The following is a 15,452-nucleotide window of genomic DNA, read 5'->3' on the forward strand; positions in this document are numbered from 1 at the left end:
TTTCACCTTTCGATCATCTTTCCAGTGAAATGTCCCGCCTCGTGCTTCGTTCCTTTTGTGAGCCGACCCGGGCCCTCTTCGTCAGCCAACGCAGCACACGAATCTCCTCTTCGTCCATCCATTGCAGTAGCCGCGCGTTGTTATTGCCCTGTAACCTAAGAACCTCACCAAGCTTTCCTCGGCGAAAATCTTCAAAAACCGCCGGATGGATATAGGAAGACCGACACACGGAACGTGTATTCACAAGCCTCGCGGCCACTCTATCAATTGCTTCATTGAGTTGCATTGCAATGGCTCTTTTTGAGGCAGCCACCTCGACCGGCGCCAAAGCGGCAGCTGCCAAGCAGGTAGCTCCCCACGTACGAAACTGTCGAGAGCTAAATTCGTTGCCAGTGACATCGCGAATGTAGGCATTCACATCTTGCGATGAGATTTGTCTGCAGCCGCCATCGTCGCAAACGTACTGGAAAAGCTGCTGCCCGGGCAACTCCTGCAGCCTGCGGATGACGTTAGCTATACGCCTGTCCGAATGGACAAGATTCCATTGCTTCCCCGACTTGCCAATAAATCGAAAGCGAACGCAACTCCCCTCAATTTTTACGTGTCGATCGCGAAGCGTTGTAAGCCCAAATGAACCATTTGCCGCGGTATAGTTGGCGTTTCCTACACGGATGAAGAGATTGTCCAACATCCACACGACGGCGGCCAATGCCTTATCCATCGTCAGGCGCCGTTTGCGCAGGTCAGCATCTACCCGTTCGCGGAGGTCCGGAAGATGGCTGCCGAAATCGGCAAGGCTGTCGAATTTTGCGCGCTCTCTCTCTGACCTCCATTCTGCATGGTAAACATACTGCCTGCGCCCACGACCATCGATGCCGACTGCCTGGAGGTGAGTATGGGGATTGGGCGAGAGGATAACGTCGGTGTAGGCTGGCGGCACAGCTAAGTTATCGAGGCGGGCGATCTCCGATTTGTCCGTTACACGCCGGCCGTCAGCTCTATGGTAGAGAAAGCGATGCTTCCCCTTCTTTCGTGTGATGCCGGTTTCTAGCCCGGATATGTAAATGAGTTCCGATGGCATGCATGGTTGCCTAGATGCATCTCTCGCCGTTTAAACGCGATTTCGAGGACAGAGTTCCTGTAACCTGCGGAACGCCAAGAAATACCTTCGTCTCCAAGCTCGGCGGCAACGTGCGCCAACTGCCTATGTCGCCAAAAAGGTGTGCTGCATCCAAGGTCCGATATCAGTGATGAACGATTTTGCTCGCTCTGGCGGCTCAACAAGGACAAGTCGGGCCGGTGGTCGACGACAACGAACTTCGACACGTAAATGGGGCACCAGAGCCGGCGGCAGCAGAGCCATTCTGGAATTGCCATATCTCCACACTTCCAAGATGCAGCAGGAACTCGAGACGTATCTTCCTACGATCAGTAGACTGTGATGCCTATGTGGACCCTTGGCGGATATAGCCAGCAAAGAGTCGGCAACAGCTGACATGTTGAACGAGGTGCCACCGAATGTTCTGGATCGCCGGAAGCCGGACGCCGCCGAAGGTTGGCGGGCCGCTTAACGCCACTCGCACCCGTGATTTGCTGGTAAAGTCGCTTCTGCCGGCGCAGCAATCATATCAACTCTCACGTGACCGAATGCTCCCGTCTGCGGCTTCACGATTCGCCCGCGCCAGTTCATCCAGGCGAGATTCAACCTAGGCGATCAGTCCGCCTAGGCGACGCATTCCGCTGCACCAATTCTGGCGAATACCCCCACTCCATCCGCGCAAGCGAAATCGCCTTTGCCTCGGCTTGTTCTGGAGAAGTCAAGTTCTTGAGAACCTTGCTTTTATCGCCATAGACCACCAGTGCGCTTCTACTTCTGTAGTCGTAGTGTACCTGGATCGACTCGTACGTCTGCATGGCATCCTCCTGCTAGATCTCGTCTAATCGTCCTTGGCGCGGAAGGTTCCCGTGCGGCGGGATTAAAGAATGTGGAAGCAGTTAGGTGATGGTTGCCAACGCCAGCATCGCACGGGCATCGCTACGGCGAATCTTGTTCATGCGTCCACAATGAACAGCGCGGAATTCCTGATTGCCCGGATACGGTGTCGATCGCCCTGCGAGTGCCGTCCCGCCAACTACGGCGACAGGCCCTTCGTCGTCGATGACACGCAGTTCGACGTCGTAGACCGGTGAGGACTTTGCCCCGTCATCGATTCCCGGTGGGTCATCGGGTAGCGGAGCAGCCACAGCGAACGACCCAAGGCGGAGCGACTTTTGCAGTCTTCCTCTGGAACAAGACGACGCGGCGTGAGTTCAACGCCTAGAGCGAGGAAGCAGACATGCGAAACTTGCGAGACAACGGACTTACGATCGTACTGTTCAGTTTCACCCTCATAGCAGTTCTTGGAATGCTGATGACGGGGTGGGTGGTGTATAGTGGGGAATCGCTGGCGCATGGCGGCGGGGAGGTCCCCCTCATCACCTATGCCGTGTCTGGCCACTTTCTTTCGGCGTTGTTCGAAAACTGGGAGTCGGAATTCCTACAGATGTCTGCCTACGTCATGCTGACGGCTTTCCTTTTCCAAAGGGGGTCGGCGGAATCGAAGAATCCGGATGAAGCCGCCACGCAGGATGAAGATCCTGCCGAGCATCGACACGATCCCGCCTCCCCGTTACCCGTCCGCTACGGGAGCGTCGTGCGGACACTCTACTCATACTCACTAGGAATTGGGTTGGCTCTGCTATTCTTGCTGAGTTTTGTCCTCCATCTGCGGTATAGTTCAGAGACTGCGAATGCGGAGGCTCTCATGCACGGGCAGCCGGTGGAGCCGATACTGAGCCATTTGGAAAGTGCGCAGTTTTGGTTCGAATCCTTTCAGAACTGGCAGTCTGAATTTCTCTCGACCCTCGTTATCGTTGTCCTTTCAATCTTCCTCCGTTTCCGTGGATCCCCGGAATCCAAGCCGGTGGCTGCTCCCCACTCCGAAACCGGAAGCTGAAACGGGCATGTCCTTGCGACATCGGCACTAATGCAAAATGCTGTCCAGGAGGTTCTTTTATATGGGAAGCGGTGCGCTCTGGGGAAAAGTTGCACTTGTCACCGGCGCTGGTTCGGGCATCGGGCGGGCGTCTGCGATCGCTCTGGGGGAACAAGGAGCGAGCGTTGGGCTTCTTGGGCGAACGTCGGAGGAACTCGAGATGACCGCGGTAGAGATCAGCCGTGGCCACGGAAAGGCCTGCCCGCTTACAGCGGATGTGTCAGACGAAAACCAGACCCGAAGGGCTATCGCAACGCTCATCGAGAAGTACGGCCGGCTGGACATCCTTGTCGCAAATGCGGGAATAAATGGTGTCTGGGCTCCGATCGACGATCTGAAACCTGAAGAATGGGACACGACACTCGCCGTCAATCTCCGTGGAACCTATCTCACTGTTCATTTTGCCGTGCCACATTTGAAAATCCGGGGCGGATCCATCATTATTGTGTCCTCAATCAATGGCACGAGAACTTTCACAAGCCCTGGAGCGACCGCCTACGCGGTCTCCAAGGCTGGTCAGGTTGCAATGACGAAACAACTGGCCCTTGAACTGGCCCGCCATCGTATCCGCGTCAACGCTGTGTGTCCGGGCGAGATAGAAACGAACATAAATTCCACCATGGATGTTCGAAGCGAGGACGAAACGCAGATTCCTGTTGTGTGGCCGGAGGGGCAAGTGCCCATCACTGGCGGCAGGCCAGGGACTGCCGGTGACGTCGCGGAAGTGGTCCTCTTTCTCGCTTCCGATAGATCGAAACATATCACCGGCTCGCCGATCTGGGTGGATGGCGGGCAAGGTTTGTTACGGTAGGGCTTTCTCAGTGGCTAAAGAATGCGAGCGTCGATGGGGACCTGTTTTGATGCCGGATGGACGGATGCTGTTTCAGTTGTGGGCGCCGTTGTCATCCAGAGTACAGCTGCATCTGAATGGAACCGACCTTGAGATGGCCAGATGCGGGGCGGGATGGCACGAGCTTGTTGCCAGCGCGCGGCCCGGAGACACCTATGGTTTCCGGCTCCCTGAGGGCCGCGTCGTGCCGGACCCTGCTTCGCGGTGTCAGAAATCGAACATCGACAGCCTTTCGGTAGTGACCGATCCCGAAGCATATGCATGGAAGACTTCGGACTGGAGAGGCCGGCCGTGGAGCGACGTCGTCTTCTACGAAGTCCATATCGGCACTTTTACCCCTGGCGGAACGTTCAGGACCGCCATTACTCGCCTCCGAAAGTTGGCCGACATCGGGATCACGGCGATCGAGGTCATGCCAGTCGCACAGTTCGCTGGAACCCGCGGGTGGGGCTATGACGGGGTGTTGCAGTTCGCACCCCACACCTCCTACGGCACGCCCGAGGATTTCAAGGCCTTCGTCGACAACGCACACGAGCTCGGTCTCATGGTCTTCTTGGACGTTGTCTACAATCATTTCGGCCCTGTCGGAAACCATCTCCTTTCATATGCGCCGGAGTTCTTCCATAAACAAAGCACGCCCTGGGGCGCTGCGATGAACTTCGAACAGAGCGCAGTCCGTAGATACTTCGTTGAGAATGCCGAATACTGGCTGAGCGAGTTTCATCTTGACGGCTTGCGTTTGGACGCCGTGGATCAGATGAATGATGGCAGTGAAGTGCATATCCTTGAGGAACTTTCGGAGGCCGTGCGCACCAGCATTGCCGGACCACGACGATATCTAATCACTGAGAACCCGGCCAATAGCATGGACCTGCTCGATTCGTCGCTGGGGCCTCTTTTCGACGCGGATTGGAACGATGACTTCCACCACGCCATGCACGTGGCGGCTACCGGCGAGGCGGCGGGGCATTATGAACCCTTTGCGGAACAGCCCTGGCAGCGGGTCAATGCCGCTCTAGCAAAAGGATATGTATTACCCGGCAGGGCGCTGTTGGGTTCGCAAGGGTCTGATCCAACGCTACCGCCTGTAGCGTTCATCCATTACCTGCAGAATCACGACCAGACAGGCAATCGCGCCCTGGGAGAGCGTCTCGTCAGCCTGATCAACGAGGAAGCCTATACGCTCTGGCTAGAGATCCTGCTCCTGTCTCCCCAGATCCCTTTGCTGTTCCAGGGCGACGACTACCGCGAGAGCGCCCCATTTCATTTCTTTGTCGATACCGACGAGGAACGTGCTGAAGCGATCCGAAACGGGAGAGCCAAGGCAGCCGACAGCTTTGGAGGCCTTCCTCCAGGCCGATCTGTCGACGATATTCCCGACGCAACCGATCCAGAGACCTTCTTAAAGAGCAAGCTGCCTGCCGATACAGCGGGTGGCTGCCTGAATGAGTACCAGAGGGGGCTGAAGAAGTTGCTTGAACTGCGACGCCAAGCAATCTCACCTCTGCTGAAGGGTATTCAGGCGGGAGATGTCGTCTTCGAACGAGAAGGCGTCATTGCTGTGGACTGGCCCTGTCCTGCAGGTGTCCTCCAACTGCGCGCTAACTTCGCCCGTCATACTGTCGAGCTTCCGCTTCGGCGCGGCCAAGCGCTCTATGCCCGCCATCTACTAAACGGGGACAGGTGCACCGCACTCCTTGGACCGGACGGAATCGCTCTCGTCCGTGCAACCGATCCTGTTATAGTTGGCTAGGAAGCTGGTTGCTGTGCTGCAGAGCCGCAGCAAGCTTGCGCTTCAATTCCAGGTAGAGGGACCAGTTGCTACCGCTCTGGGACTACTCCACCCGCTCACGAGGGGATCGCCACTACCAAGCTGCGGCCGGCCAACAAGTACTCGTCAACCGCGGAACAATCCGTTAGCTCCGGGTCGGCTGTAGATAGCTTTAAATTCCATCCGCTCACATTTCGAGGGAGTTGGAACATAATTTCGGCATCATGGGGATTAAAGAGGATCAAGACATCGTTCCATCCGTCTTCTGTAGAGGACGGCTGTCGTGTAAGTCGGAGACCGATTGTGGTGCTTCCAGGGTCGTCCCAATGTTCCTCAGTCTGCTCTCCGCCGTTGGGATTGAGCCAAATTGCGACCACACCGTCGCGCCAGTTCTCTCGGCGCAAAATGGAGTTCTCTTTGCGAAGTGAGATCATTCTTGTTGCAAAGGCGCGAAGGGCATCATTGCTTGGGGGAAGATTATCCCAATGCACCCAACTCAGTTCGCCGTCTTGGCAATAGGCGTTGTTGTTACCCAGCTGGCTGCGTCCGAACTCGTCGCCCGCCAAGAGCATCGGAGTGCCATGCGAGAGGAAAAGCGTGGCAAGGTAGTTCCGCTTCTGTCGATCACGCGCTTCGTTGATGTCGTTATTGTCCGTTGGACCTTCTGCGCCAAAATTAAAGCTGCGGTTGTCCTCATGTCCATCTTCATTGTTCTCGCCATTCGCGTCGTTGTGCTTTTCGTCATAGGAAACCAAATCATTGAGAGTAAAGCCGTCATGCGCCGTAATTAAGTTTACGCTGGCCCAAGGCCGTCTTCCTCGAAGATCGTAGATATCCCCCGAGCCAAGCAGCCGGGCTGCGAAATCGCGGCTAGTCCCGTCCTCGTCTCGCCAGTAGTCGCGTATAGTATCCCGGTATTTATCGTTCCATTCTGCCCATCCAGGTGGAAAGCCACCAACCTGATACCCCCCCGGCCCTATATCCCACGGTTCGCCGATGAGCTTCACTCTTGAGAGGATCGGGTCTTGCCCAATCACATCAAAGAAGCCTCCACGCTGGTCGAAGCCATCCGGTTCTCGCCCGAGGATTGTACCGAGATCGAACCGAAACCCGTCGACGTGCATTTCCTGCACCCAATAACGCAGCGAATCTAGGATCATCTGCAACACGCGCGGGTGAGAGGTATTTACGGTGTTACCCGTCCCGGTGTCGTTTACATAATAACGCGGCTGTTCGGGCATCGTTCGGTAATACGAAAAGTTGTCAATGCCTCTGAACGATAACGTAGGGCCCATTTCGTTCCCTTCGGCGGTATGGTTATAGACCACATCGAGGATGACCTCGATGCCACCGTCGTGAAGCGCTCTCACCATATTCTGTAGTCCCGCCATTCCTTTCGGACCGTAATATCGTGAGGCAGGAGCAAAGAAGCCCAGGGTGTTGTAGCCCCAGTAATTGCGGAGACCCCTCGCTACTAGATGAGCATCGTCGGCAAACCAATGGATGGGAAGTACCTCCACGGAGGTTATCCCAAGGCTGCGGAGGTATTCAACAACGTCTCTATGGGCCATCCCCTCGTAGGTTCCGCGTAACTTCTCCGGGACAGACGGGTGGAGCCGCGTGAAGCCCTTAACGTGGGTTTCGTACAAGATCGTCCTTGGCCAGTCCACCTCAGGGGGGGCGTCGCTGCCCCAGTCGAATACGTTGCAGTCGATCACCCGGCACTTCGGCATTACAGTCGCGCTATCGGTTGTATCGAATGAGAGGTCCCCGGCGTCGTCATCGAGTCTATATCCAAAGTGCGCTTGATCCCACGAAATTTCCCCGACGAGCTCACGCGCGTAGGGGTCCACGAGGAGCTTGTTGTGATTGAAGCGATGGCCATTTTCCGGAGCGAATGGCCCGTACACCCTATAACCGTATAGCGCACCGGGCTTAAGGCCGGGTACGTAGCCGTGCCAAATTTCGTTTGTGAATTCCGGCAGCACAATACGCTCGATTTCATGGAGACCGTCTTGGCTGAAAAGGCAAAGCTCAACTCTTTCCGCATGGGCGCTGAAGATTGAGAAATTGACACCGTCCTTGTCGGGGGTAGCACCAAGCCGGCTATGATCGCCCGATAGAATGGGGCTTCTGGTCATAATCATCCTCACTTGCGTTAGAATGCGATTTGGAACACCCATTCCAGCCACAAAGCCAATCCATGTCGGCCTTGGCGTGATCACCGGAAACCAATCGAATTGTCGTCGACTTCACATTCGGATTCTAAAATTCGCCAGCGGTCTCGCTGAAGACAATTTACTCCCGAAACGCGCTGAGATCGCATTCTGCAACATCAAACTTCACTTGCTCGGGCTTTCGCGGTGAGGCCGCAGAGCAGAAGCATCAAATCCAACTCTTTACCGTGAAGCCGGCCTTTCGGGCGGCAGAGATAAAAGCCTGCCTCGCAGCATCGGGGTGCGCGAGCCCGCAAATACTGCGCTGACACACCTCAAGCGCGCATCCATGGAGTTCTTCCTTCCGCCCTCTCCAATACTTCCGAAGAAAGATCACCGCATCGCGGCTGCTTGAAACAGTTACAAGCCTGCGAGGGGTTTGGAGCACGACAGCTTCGTCCCACAGCCTATCTCTGGAAATTGCCACGCCCCTCCTCCTGTTGGCTCACGAGCTGTGCTGCGTTCAAGACGCCGCATGGAAGATGATCGTCATCAAGCACGACGAGACGGTTGAGGCCCTCCCGTTTCATCTTCTCGATAGTTGCATCCAGCTCGTCCGTCTCGCCACAAAAGTCAGAACAGATACACATGAACTCTGCGACTGGTGTAGCGCTGTCCAACCCGGCGGCCACTACGATCGTCAGGATGTCTCGATCGCTGATAAGACCGATCGCCGTGCCTACGCCCGGAACCTGAACAATCAGTTCGGCCGTTTTGTTCTCGGCCATCAACCGCGCAGCAGACTGAGCAGTATCAGCCGGGGAGATTGTTGCAATGCGCGTATTCATCGCATCTTTCACGAGCATTTTCGACGGAGCCATTCGCATGGTGTCGCCTGCAATCGTTGGCGGGATCGCCGCGTCGTCCAGAGGACCCGCGTGAGGAGGAGGGAGCGCGTTCGGTGCAACGCCGCTGACTTTACCCAGCGCGTTTCGTCCATGTTTGCCGTCGTCATCTCTCTGGGACATTTGCGCCTATACCACTCTCTCCCACCAAGAGGCTGCCTGGACGTGGCAGCGCCATAGTGCCCTGCCTCCTCTGTAACAGGGCTACAACATCTGAAGTGCTTACTAGTTCCGGCCGTGCCGGTAAAATTGCGCATACTTTGCACTCCCGCTTGCGTGCGATTGTTGGTATTTGGATGCGGAAGCGGGGCGCTTGTGAACGGATGGAAGAAGAGGGCCTTGAGCCTGATCAACGATACCGCTGGAGGCATACTGACAAACGCGTTAGAGAGCCCTGTGCGCCAGACGCGAAAAGTAGGTGCTACATTGGAAGATCTCCCTCACGATACGGTATTCGAGCTTCCTGGCAGGCGTACACGAACATTGTTCGCGCGTACTGGGGAGTTTGCCGGCCGCAGAGAGCCGCGATGCATGCACGTTTCGCACTGATAAACCTATCTCGACGTACTCCTTCGGGCCAAGCATGCATCAGTACAGCGTGCGCGTCTTCAGGCCCCCGGACAACTTTAACTACTCGCTGCCTGGTTGTGATGCTCACCGGCATGCTCCAGTGAACCTTCATTTGTACGACGACTACCTCGCCCATCGATAATGCCTTTCTAGTAGCTAAGCGCCGCTTTGCGTCTGCACCTGCTCTTAAATGACGTCGCTGCCATCAGGCTTCTGGAACGCAACCCTTCGGACGAAGCCATTCGCGAGTTGCTTCGTGGTACGATGTTCCATCGTTGAGGCTCCTCAAGGTTTAAGGACGACTTTGATGCAGCCGTCCTGCGTGTCCCGGACCAGTGCTTTCATCGTATCTGTCCTGTTGATCAGAAGCCGCGCTTGTCGAGCACAAATGCAGGCCGCAGCGAAGTGTTCCGAGCGAATGGCGGGAACAGGAGTGTTGCTCGAGCGTCTAGCGCTGCACCACCGGTCATTTCAGACCACGGTGGGCATCCAAGGACGCCTCAGGAGGACGACATGAGCAAGCAGTCCCGGATACCGGCTTCAAGCGGACCGGGTCCCAAACCCTTCAACCCGGACGATCAGAGCGACAGACTCGATCTGATACGAAGGCGTGCCCACGAGCTTTGGGAAAAGGATGGGATGCCTGAGGGCAAGCATGAGGAACACTGGCGGCACGCTGAACAGGAACTGGAAGAAGAAGGCATCGTTAAGAACCAGACCCAAAGTTTACCTGAATAGGTCGTCCTCGGAGGCCATGCGGCGCCAATGTTGGACGGTGATGAGGATGATGACCCACACCTCTGATCGATCGTGAGACGACCTTAAAGCAAGGCGGGCTGCTTCTGCGACCCTGCGGCGCGGCGCGATTTCGAAGCCTTTCCCTGTCGCTCCGCTTGAAAATCTCGCTCGTCGAGCCCCCGATCTCCCGATCTTCTTCAGCCGTCGCTCCAACTTGTTGCCCGCATAGCCGCCATTGGCAAAGACATGCAGGAACTATGGCCACCTCTGGCGGATGGAATTCCGGAGATCGGGAGCACCGTCGTGATCCTGGACATCGGCACCATGTACCATGAGGCCGCCATCAGGCCGAGTGTATCGACGATGGATGTGTCGCTTGCGATCCTTGTTCTCCTTGCCCGCATCATAGCCCCGGGTCGCTTCCGTGGTTATGACACTCTGGCTATCGATGACACCAGCCGTGGGGCTTCTCTGCCCTCCAGTTCGCGCGCTTCCATCACGAGACGATGGCTGATGCGCGCCCAGAGTCCCAGCGCGCCCCATTCGTGAAGGCGGGAAATCCTTCGGCAGCATCCGCCACTCGTAACTGATCGTGGCAATGTAGAGCAGAGTGTTTACGACCTCTCGCAACCCCCGGGTCTCTGGACGGCCCAAGCGGCGCGGCATTGGCAGAGTAGGCTGATGCCGGCGGTGATGTCGGACCATGCCATTGTGCTCTCCATCGAATCTCGCAAATTTGAAGGAGGAACCTCAAGAGATTGTCCGCGGTACGCGGATATTCATAACAGGGCCAGGGATATCCACAGCCGGAGGCGAAAAAGTCGCCTCGCGCTTTATGTAGGGCAATCATCGGCAATGCCTGGGACGGGTGTCTAGGGGGAGCCCTATACCGACGCAAGCCACTGCTCGGTGCGCATGACTTCCATTTGAACGGAAAACCGATTTCCTAAAAGCTCCAGAGCAGCGTCGTGCGTTCGATCGGCCGTGCTGCAGACGGCATCCTTCAGCAGGATCACTTTATATCCCAAATCGATGGCACCAAGAGCCGTAGCCATAACGCAAACATCGGTCTCCCCACCCGTCAGCACCAGTTTTTCGATACCCTCCCGCGAAAGAAGGCTATGTAGTTGACCGTTTAGCCACGGCGAATATGTCACCTTGTCGAATATTCGCGCTGGCGGCACTAGTCGCTTTAGATCCGCGACGAGATCGACGAGACCCGGCTCGATCTGTGTCCTCGTCATCATCGGCCACTTCTCATAGTAGTCACGCCACATGCCAGGCATCTCACCAGATGAGTTTGGTGGGACGAAGCGCGTGAAAATTGTACACTCTGGGTACCGGTTCGCGACTTCGAGGATCTCCTCCAGCACCCGCGGCATCCACGAGACACGCCAAGGCGTATCTTCCGCAAACATGCGCTGCATGTCTAAGCAGATGTGACTCCACTTCGCCATGTACATCGACGTAGGCCTCAGGAGAATCGGTTGACTAGTCTGGCAACAAAACGGCAATTGACCCAGAGAGTTCCGCGTCACCTTACGAATTTGGAACAAGAGTCCCCTCTCCCGTGTTGTTACGCGGTGACGTTTGGCACCAGCAGGAGGGATTGTATCATGCCCAGTCAAAAGAATTTGGACGACCTGTTCTTGGATACTCTCAAGGACATCTACTATGCGGAGAAGCAGATCCTGAAGGCGTTGCCTAAGATGGCGCGAGCGGCGCAATCGGAGGAAGGTAAAGCCGGATTCCTCCAGCACCGGGATGAAACCCAGGGACAAGTCGAGCGGCTTGAACAAGTGTTCGAGATGCTCGGGAAGCCGGCACGAGGAAAGACCTGCGAAGCCATCCAGGGGATCATCTCCGAAGGACAGGAAATCATGGAAGAGTTCAGGGGCTCCCCCGCCCTCGACGCCGGCCTTATCTCATCCGCGCAAGCGGTTGAACATTACGAAATCGCTCGCTACGGGACGTTGGTCGCGTGGGCCAGGGAACTCGGCATGAACGATGCGGCCGCGCTCCTGAAGCAGAACTTGGCCGAGGAAGAGGCTACCGACAAAAAGCTCACCCGTCTTGCGGTGACCGCGGCCAACGCCAAGGCAGCTTAACTGGCAAGTTCGACGGCCGTCAACCGGCGGCCGTCGCTTGATCCTCTGATCACACGCGAGTCCGGCTGTCTGCGTGGTAGTGAGGCGATTGCTGATCAGATACGAAACCGGAGCAACCAAATGTCAAATGCTTCACGAGTTGGAAAAGAACCGTCCAACACCGGGACGAGTGTCACGTCGTTCGGGAGTTCACCTGAAAGCAAGGCACAGATAACGGATGCTGAAACGGTAGCGTCAGGAGATTTCGGTGAACCGCTCAATATCTATCGACTGGTTCCCATCGCTAGTCCCGGCGATCCCCGCTGGGAGAACTCCCCCTCGCAGGGAGACGTCGTCGTGGCCGCCCGCACGGCGGGAGACGCCCGGATCGTGGCGGCGGGACGGGAATTAGACTTCATGGACGTCGATGCCGCTCCTGCGGACGACGTGACAACAGCTCCTGCAAGCGCATTCAGGTCAGAGAAGCTCTACACTGTCATCGAAATCGAACATGCGCGTACGGATGTCCCACGAGGCGTCATTTCTGGAGAGATTTCAGTTGGCACGATCAAGCCGGTTCAGGAATAGCGCAAGGCCACCGGATTGGGACTTTGTAGGTTTGGAAGCCGCTAGTCGTTCGACAGTGCCGCACCTCGATTTTGGGCCAGCGGAAGCTGGAATCTTTCCGGCCACGCGCGGGGGAGCGGTGGCTACGTGCGCGTGAGTCTTTCAGAAAGCAGCGTCGGCTATCGCGGACCAACAACCTCATCGGCGGCAAATCGCTATTCATCACTCCATCAAGGTTGCAATCTTCAACGGCAGTACCGGGGAGCCGAGAAGTCCGTTTGCCACGATCTTTAGCAGAGAGCACTTTCTTTCTCGAACGAACGGAACAGACCGCCATCGCAGCAGTTTTTGAGCGATGCTGGGCGACCGTTTTGGAGGGATAACCGATGAAAGTCCTTGGCGTCACATCCGAACTCTTTCCGCTCGTCAAAACCGGTGGCCTGGCCGACGTTACGGGCGCACTACCCAAAGCGCTGTCGGCTCATGGAATTGAAACGGTGACGCTTGTTCCCGGCTACCCCAGAGTCCTGGAGCAGCTAGAGAACGCCCAAGTTGTCGCCGAAACTGAGTTTCTCGGGTTGAACTGTCGGCTGTTGGAGGCCGAAAGCGGTGATTTAAAGTTCTACGTGCTTGAGGCGCCGGTTCTTTACGACCGTCCGGGCGGACTTTATCTCGATGAGCACGGCAATGACTATCCGGACAACTGGCGGAGGTTTGCAATCCTTTCGCTGGCGGGAGCCTGGATTGCCAATGGCGGACTGCACGCCTGGCGACCGGACGTCGTTCATGCACATGACTGGCAGGCGGCCATGACGCCCGTCTATCTCCGCCGGCACTTTGAATGCAAGACGCCCACAATGCTGACCATCCACAACCTGGCCTTCCAGGGACAATTCGAGTTCCAAACCTTGGGAGATCTTGGTGTTCCCCCCGAAACCTACACTACTGAGTGTCTCGAATACTATGGACGTGTAAGTTTCTTGAAAGGAGGTATTCAGACGGCAGACTTCGTCACCACGGTTAGTCCAACCTATGCGCGCGAAATATTAAGCGACAGGTCGGGAATGGGGATGGAAGGCGTTCTCCGCGCAAACAAGACGAAAATCAAGGGGATCGTGAATGGCATCGATACTGACATATGGGACCCGGTCAACGATCCATGCCTAGTAGGGAAATTCGATCTGGAGAGGCTCGCCAATCGAGATCTCAATCGACGGTTCCTGATGAACCTGTTCGATATGGGGGATCGGCCGGGCCCCCTGTTCGCCGTGGTGAGCCGGTTGACCTGGCAAAAAGGCATCGACCTCCTTATCGACGCAGTACCCCATATTGTCCAAATGGGCGGTCGCCTCGTTATCTGCGGCGAAGGCGATCGGGATCTCCATGAGCGCCTGCGCAATCTTGCTAAGCAGTACGCAGAGAATGTTGCCGTTTCGATTGGCTATAACGAAGGACTAGCTCATCTGATTTTCGGCGGATCGGATTTCCTGATTCAACCGTCACGTTTCGAACCGTGCGGTCTGACACAACTCTACGCCCTCCGTTATGGAGCCATTCCAATCGTGGGTCGCACCGGCGGGCTCAGCGAAACAATCATTGATGCAAATGATGCAGCGACCGGCGCCGAAACGGCGACCGGCATTCAGTTTCATCCGGTGACTACAGACGAGCTTCAGCACGCGATCGACCGGGCTTTCGAGGTTTATCAAGATCGCGACAGGCTGAGAAAGTTGCAAAGTCGCGGTATGATGGCCGACTTTTCCTGGGCAGGCAGCGGACGACGTTACGCGCGACTGTTCCGGTCTATGGCTGATTTACCGCCCCGGATCGCTCAACTTCCGGTCGTTCGCCATCAACGCAGGATTCTGCGCGCAAACGAGGCACGTGCAAACTGACCTACTTCCGAAGCCGCGATCGTGCCGACTATTCCGATTGCAATCGTGCTGAGACACACTTGCTTGCAATGATGGAGCTCCCATTGAGAGGCTCCGTGCCACCCATGTTCCACCACAATGCTGACGCTGGTGCAGGGCTCGACGACTTGATTCCCTCGTCGCGGGACGACTTGAGTTCAACCAACTCCCTGAACAACGCGGCGCCGGAATCGGGACGAGCTGTCGGGTCGGTGTATTTGAATAGAACTCTCGAACAGTTGAAGAACATCCCGCTTGTTTCTGCTGCCGCCTCCGTCGCGCGGCTGTGTAGGTGTGGGGATCTTCGGTGCCTTGGCCACCAGCCTTGGCGTAGCTATGCAACATCGATCGCATATCTATCGCTGTGCCCTTTCAAGCAGCGAAGGAAATGCATGGTTCCCCCGTTTCTGCTGGCTCGGCACTACACGTCACCGTCTTCCCGCCTGCCGCGTTTGCGACGCGCTGTTCTCGAACTGTGTGAGAAAGCATTAGCACCTTTGACGCAAAGGGCGCACACTGGGCTTCCGCATACATGGCAGGAAAGAGTGGGACAGCTTTCGCCGCCAACTGAGCGAGTAAGGCTTATGCCCATGTCCTGCTACTACGACGCCGCCGGCTATCCATTATTTCCTTGTGGTTCTAACCCGAAAGTGTTCAGCCCCACCGATCTGAACCGGCTACAAGCGATCTTCGACGATTGCCTACGTGAGTGCAGCTTCACGATCGATAGTGAGGCGGCTGAAGCCCTCGGGTGCGCCATCATCCGTCTCTACTCGCAGGGGCAGCAAGATCCGATTTTCATTGAGGCTGCGCTTCTGCCGTCTTTTAAGCGCCGACAGTAGCGCGGAACAGAAACGCCT

Annotated in this window: 15 protein-coding genes and 1 pseudogene; 9 read left to right on the forward strand and 7 right to left on the reverse strand. The window is 56.4% G+C overall.

The features are described 5' to 3' along the window. Positions 1–13: 13 nt before the first annotated feature. The gene (locus HV823_RS24180; RefSeq protein WP_176952239.1) at positions 14–1,081 is read right to left on the reverse strand and encodes a DNA topoisomerase IB; all 1,068 of its coding nucleotides are present in this window, start codon (positions 1,079–1,081) and stop codon (positions 14–16) included. 983 nt (positions 1,082–2,064) lie between these two features. On the opposite strand from HV823_RS24180, the gene HV823_RS27130 reads away from it, so the two are divergent. The 4 genes from HV823_RS27130 (at position 2,065) to treZ (ending at position 5,638) form a co-directional block, all read left to right on the forward strand. Further along, positions 2,065–2,190, forward strand: coding sequence for a hypothetical protein (locus HV823_RS27130; protein WP_281374139.1), 126 nt, complete (start codon positions 2,065–2,067; stop codon positions 2,188–2,190). A 146-nt stretch (positions 2,191–2,336) separates the two neighbouring features. Continuing rightward, positions 2,337–2,996, forward strand: a complete 660-nt coding sequence (locus HV823_RS24185) for a DUF6766 family protein (protein ID WP_176952240.1) — start codon at positions 2,337–2,339, stop codon at positions 2,994–2,996. Between the two features lie 61 nt (positions 2,997–3,057). Next, entirely contained in the window at positions 3,058–3,846 is a 789-nt protein-coding gene (locus HV823_RS24190; protein ID WP_176952241.1) for an SDR family oxidoreductase, read from the forward strand. 64 nt (positions 3,847–3,910) lie between these two features. After that, positions 3,911–5,638, forward strand: a complete 1,728-nt coding sequence (gene treZ / locus HV823_RS24195; RefSeq protein ID WP_176952242.1) for a malto-oligosyltrehalose trehalohydrolase — start codon at positions 3,911–3,913, stop codon at positions 5,636–5,638. A gap of 95 nt (positions 5,639–5,733) precedes the next feature. Here treZ and glgX read toward each other — a convergent pair whose 3' ends face one another. From glgX to HV823_RS27440, 4 genes are all read right to left on the reverse strand, one after another. Further along, positions 5,734–7,803, reverse strand: coding sequence for a glycogen debranching protein GlgX (gene glgX / locus HV823_RS24200; RefSeq protein WP_176952283.1), 2,070 nt, complete (start codon positions 7,801–7,803; stop codon positions 5,734–5,736). Between the two features lie 238 nt (positions 7,804–8,041). Further along, positions 8,042–8,299 (reverse strand): DUF982 domain-containing protein, encoded by a 258-nt coding sequence (locus HV823_RS24205; RefSeq protein ID WP_176952243.1) that lies wholly within the window; start codon positions 8,297–8,299, stop codon positions 8,042–8,044. Further along, a complete protein-coding gene (locus HV823_RS24210) occupies positions 8,280–8,840 on the reverse strand; it encodes a CBS domain-containing protein (protein ID WP_176952244.1) in 561 nt (186 codons plus the stop codon). Before HV823_RS24210 ends, HV823_RS24205 begins: the two co-directional genes overlap by 20 nt. Positions 8,841–9,138: 298 nt before the next feature. Continuing rightward, positions 9,139–9,423: a DUF982 domain-containing protein gene (locus HV823_RS27440; protein WP_176952245.1), complete on the reverse strand. Its 285-nt coding sequence runs from the start codon at positions 9,421–9,423 to the stop codon at positions 9,139–9,141. A gap of 377 nt (positions 9,424–9,800) precedes the next feature. Here HV823_RS27440 and HV823_RS24220 point away from each other — a divergent pair, with 377 nt between their 5' ends. After that, positions 9,801–10,025 (forward strand): DUF2934 domain-containing protein, encoded by a 225-nt coding sequence (locus tag HV823_RS24220; protein ID WP_176952246.1) that lies wholly within the window; start codon positions 9,801–9,803, stop codon positions 10,023–10,025. On the opposite strand, the pseudogene HV823_RS26880 reads toward HV823_RS24220, so the two are convergent. Together HV823_RS26880 and HV823_RS24225 are read right to left on the reverse strand one after the other, a co-directional pair. After that, positions 10,014–10,747, reverse strand: a pseudogene (locus HV823_RS26880) (transposase). The gene HV823_RS24220 and the pseudogene HV823_RS26880 overlap by 12 nt on opposite strands. 162 nt (positions 10,748–10,909) lie before the next feature. Then, positions 10,910–11,488: a cysteine hydrolase family protein gene (locus HV823_RS24225; RefSeq protein WP_176952247.1), complete on the reverse strand. Its 579-nt coding sequence runs from the start codon at positions 11,486–11,488 to the stop codon at positions 10,910–10,912. A 153-nt stretch (positions 11,489–11,641) separates the two neighbouring features. On the opposite strand from HV823_RS24225, the gene HV823_RS24230 reads away from it, so the two are divergent. The 4 genes from HV823_RS24230 to HV823_RS24245 all read left to right on the forward strand — a co-directional run bounded on the left by HV823_RS24230 (position 11,642) and on the right by HV823_RS24245 (position 15,434). Continuing rightward, positions 11,642–12,133 (forward strand): YciE/YciF ferroxidase family protein, encoded by a 492-nt coding sequence (locus HV823_RS24230; RefSeq protein ID WP_176952248.1) that lies wholly within the window; start codon positions 11,642–11,644, stop codon positions 12,131–12,133. Positions 12,134–12,253: 120 nt separating this feature from the next. Beyond that, the gene (locus HV823_RS24235) at positions 12,254–12,700 is read left to right on the forward strand and encodes a hypothetical protein (protein WP_176952249.1); all 447 of its coding nucleotides are present in this window, start codon (positions 12,254–12,256) and stop codon (positions 12,698–12,700) included. A 365-nt stretch (positions 12,701–13,065) separates the two neighbouring features. After that, positions 13,066–14,574 (forward strand): glycogen synthase GlgA, encoded by a 1,509-nt coding sequence (glgA, locus tag HV823_RS24240; RefSeq protein ID WP_176952250.1) that lies wholly within the window; start codon positions 13,066–13,068, stop codon positions 14,572–14,574. Between the two features lie 608 nt (positions 14,575–15,182). Beyond that, positions 15,183–15,434 carry a hypothetical protein gene (locus tag HV823_RS24245; protein ID WP_176952251.1) on the forward strand — a complete coding sequence of 84 codons (252 nt, stop codon included), beginning with the start codon at positions 15,183–15,185 and terminating at the stop codon, positions 15,432–15,434. The last annotated feature ends 18 nt before the right edge of the window (positions 15,435–15,452 follow it).

Origin of the sequence: Mycoplana rhizolycopersici (genome assembly GCF_013378445.1) — a bacterium.
In the GTDB taxonomy this organism is placed as follows: domain Bacteria; phylum Pseudomonadota; class Alphaproteobacteria; order Rhizobiales; family Rhizobiaceae; genus Mycoplana; species Mycoplana rhizolycopersici.

What these genes read in the sequence shown, in the direction of transcription:
- HV823_RS24220 (WP_176952246.1), top strand. Translation starts at nt 9,801, where the DNA reads ATGAGCAAGCAGTCCCGGATACCGGCTTCAAGCGGACCGGGTCCCAAA.
- HV823_RS24190 (WP_176952241.1), top strand. Translation starts at nt 3,058, where the DNA reads ATGGGAAGCGGTGCGCTCTGGGGAAAAGTTGCACTTGTCACCGGCGCT.
- HV823_RS27440 (WP_176952245.1), bottom strand. Translation starts at nt 9,423, where the DNA reads ATGGGCGAGGTAGTCGTCGTACAAATGAAGGTTCACTGGAGCATGCCG.
- HV823_RS24245 (WP_176952251.1), top strand. Translation starts at nt 15,183, where the DNA reads ATGTCCTGCTACTACGACGCCGCCGGCTATCCATTATTTCCTTGTGGT.
- HV823_RS24180 (WP_176952239.1), bottom strand. Translation starts at nt 1,081, where the DNA reads ATGCCATCGGAACTCATTTACATATCCGGGCTAGAAACCGGCATCACA.
- HV823_RS24230 (WP_176952248.1), top strand. Translation starts at nt 11,642, where the DNA reads ATGCCCAGTCAAAAGAATTTGGACGACCTGTTCTTGGATACTCTCAAG.
- HV823_RS24210 (WP_176952244.1), bottom strand. Translation starts at nt 8,840, where the DNA reads ATGTCCCAGAGAGATGACGACGGCAAACATGGACGAAACGCGCTGGGT.
- HV823_RS24185 (WP_176952240.1), top strand. Translation starts at nt 2,337, where the DNA reads ATGCGAAACTTGCGAGACAACGGACTTACGATCGTACTGTTCAGTTTC.
- glgX (WP_176952283.1), bottom strand. Translation starts at nt 7,803, where the DNA reads ATGATTATGACCAGAAGCCCCATTCTATCGGGCGATCATAGCCGGCTT.
- HV823_RS24235 (WP_176952249.1), top strand. Translation starts at nt 12,254, where the DNA reads ATGTCAAATGCTTCACGAGTTGGAAAAGAACCGTCCAACACCGGGACG.
- treZ (WP_176952242.1), top strand. Translation starts at nt 3,911, where the DNA reads ATGCTGTTTCAGTTGTGGGCGCCGTTGTCATCCAGAGTACAGCTGCAT.
- HV823_RS24225 (WP_176952247.1), bottom strand. Translation starts at nt 11,488, where the DNA reads ATGTACATGGCGAAGTGGAGTCACATCTGCTTAGACATGCAGCGCATG.
- HV823_RS27130 (WP_281374139.1), top strand. Translation starts at nt 2,065, where the DNA reads ATGAACAGCGCGGAATTCCTGATTGCCCGGATACGGTGTCGATCGCCC.
- glgA (WP_176952250.1), top strand. Translation starts at nt 13,066, where the DNA reads ATGAAAGTCCTTGGCGTCACATCCGAACTCTTTCCGCTCGTCAAAACC.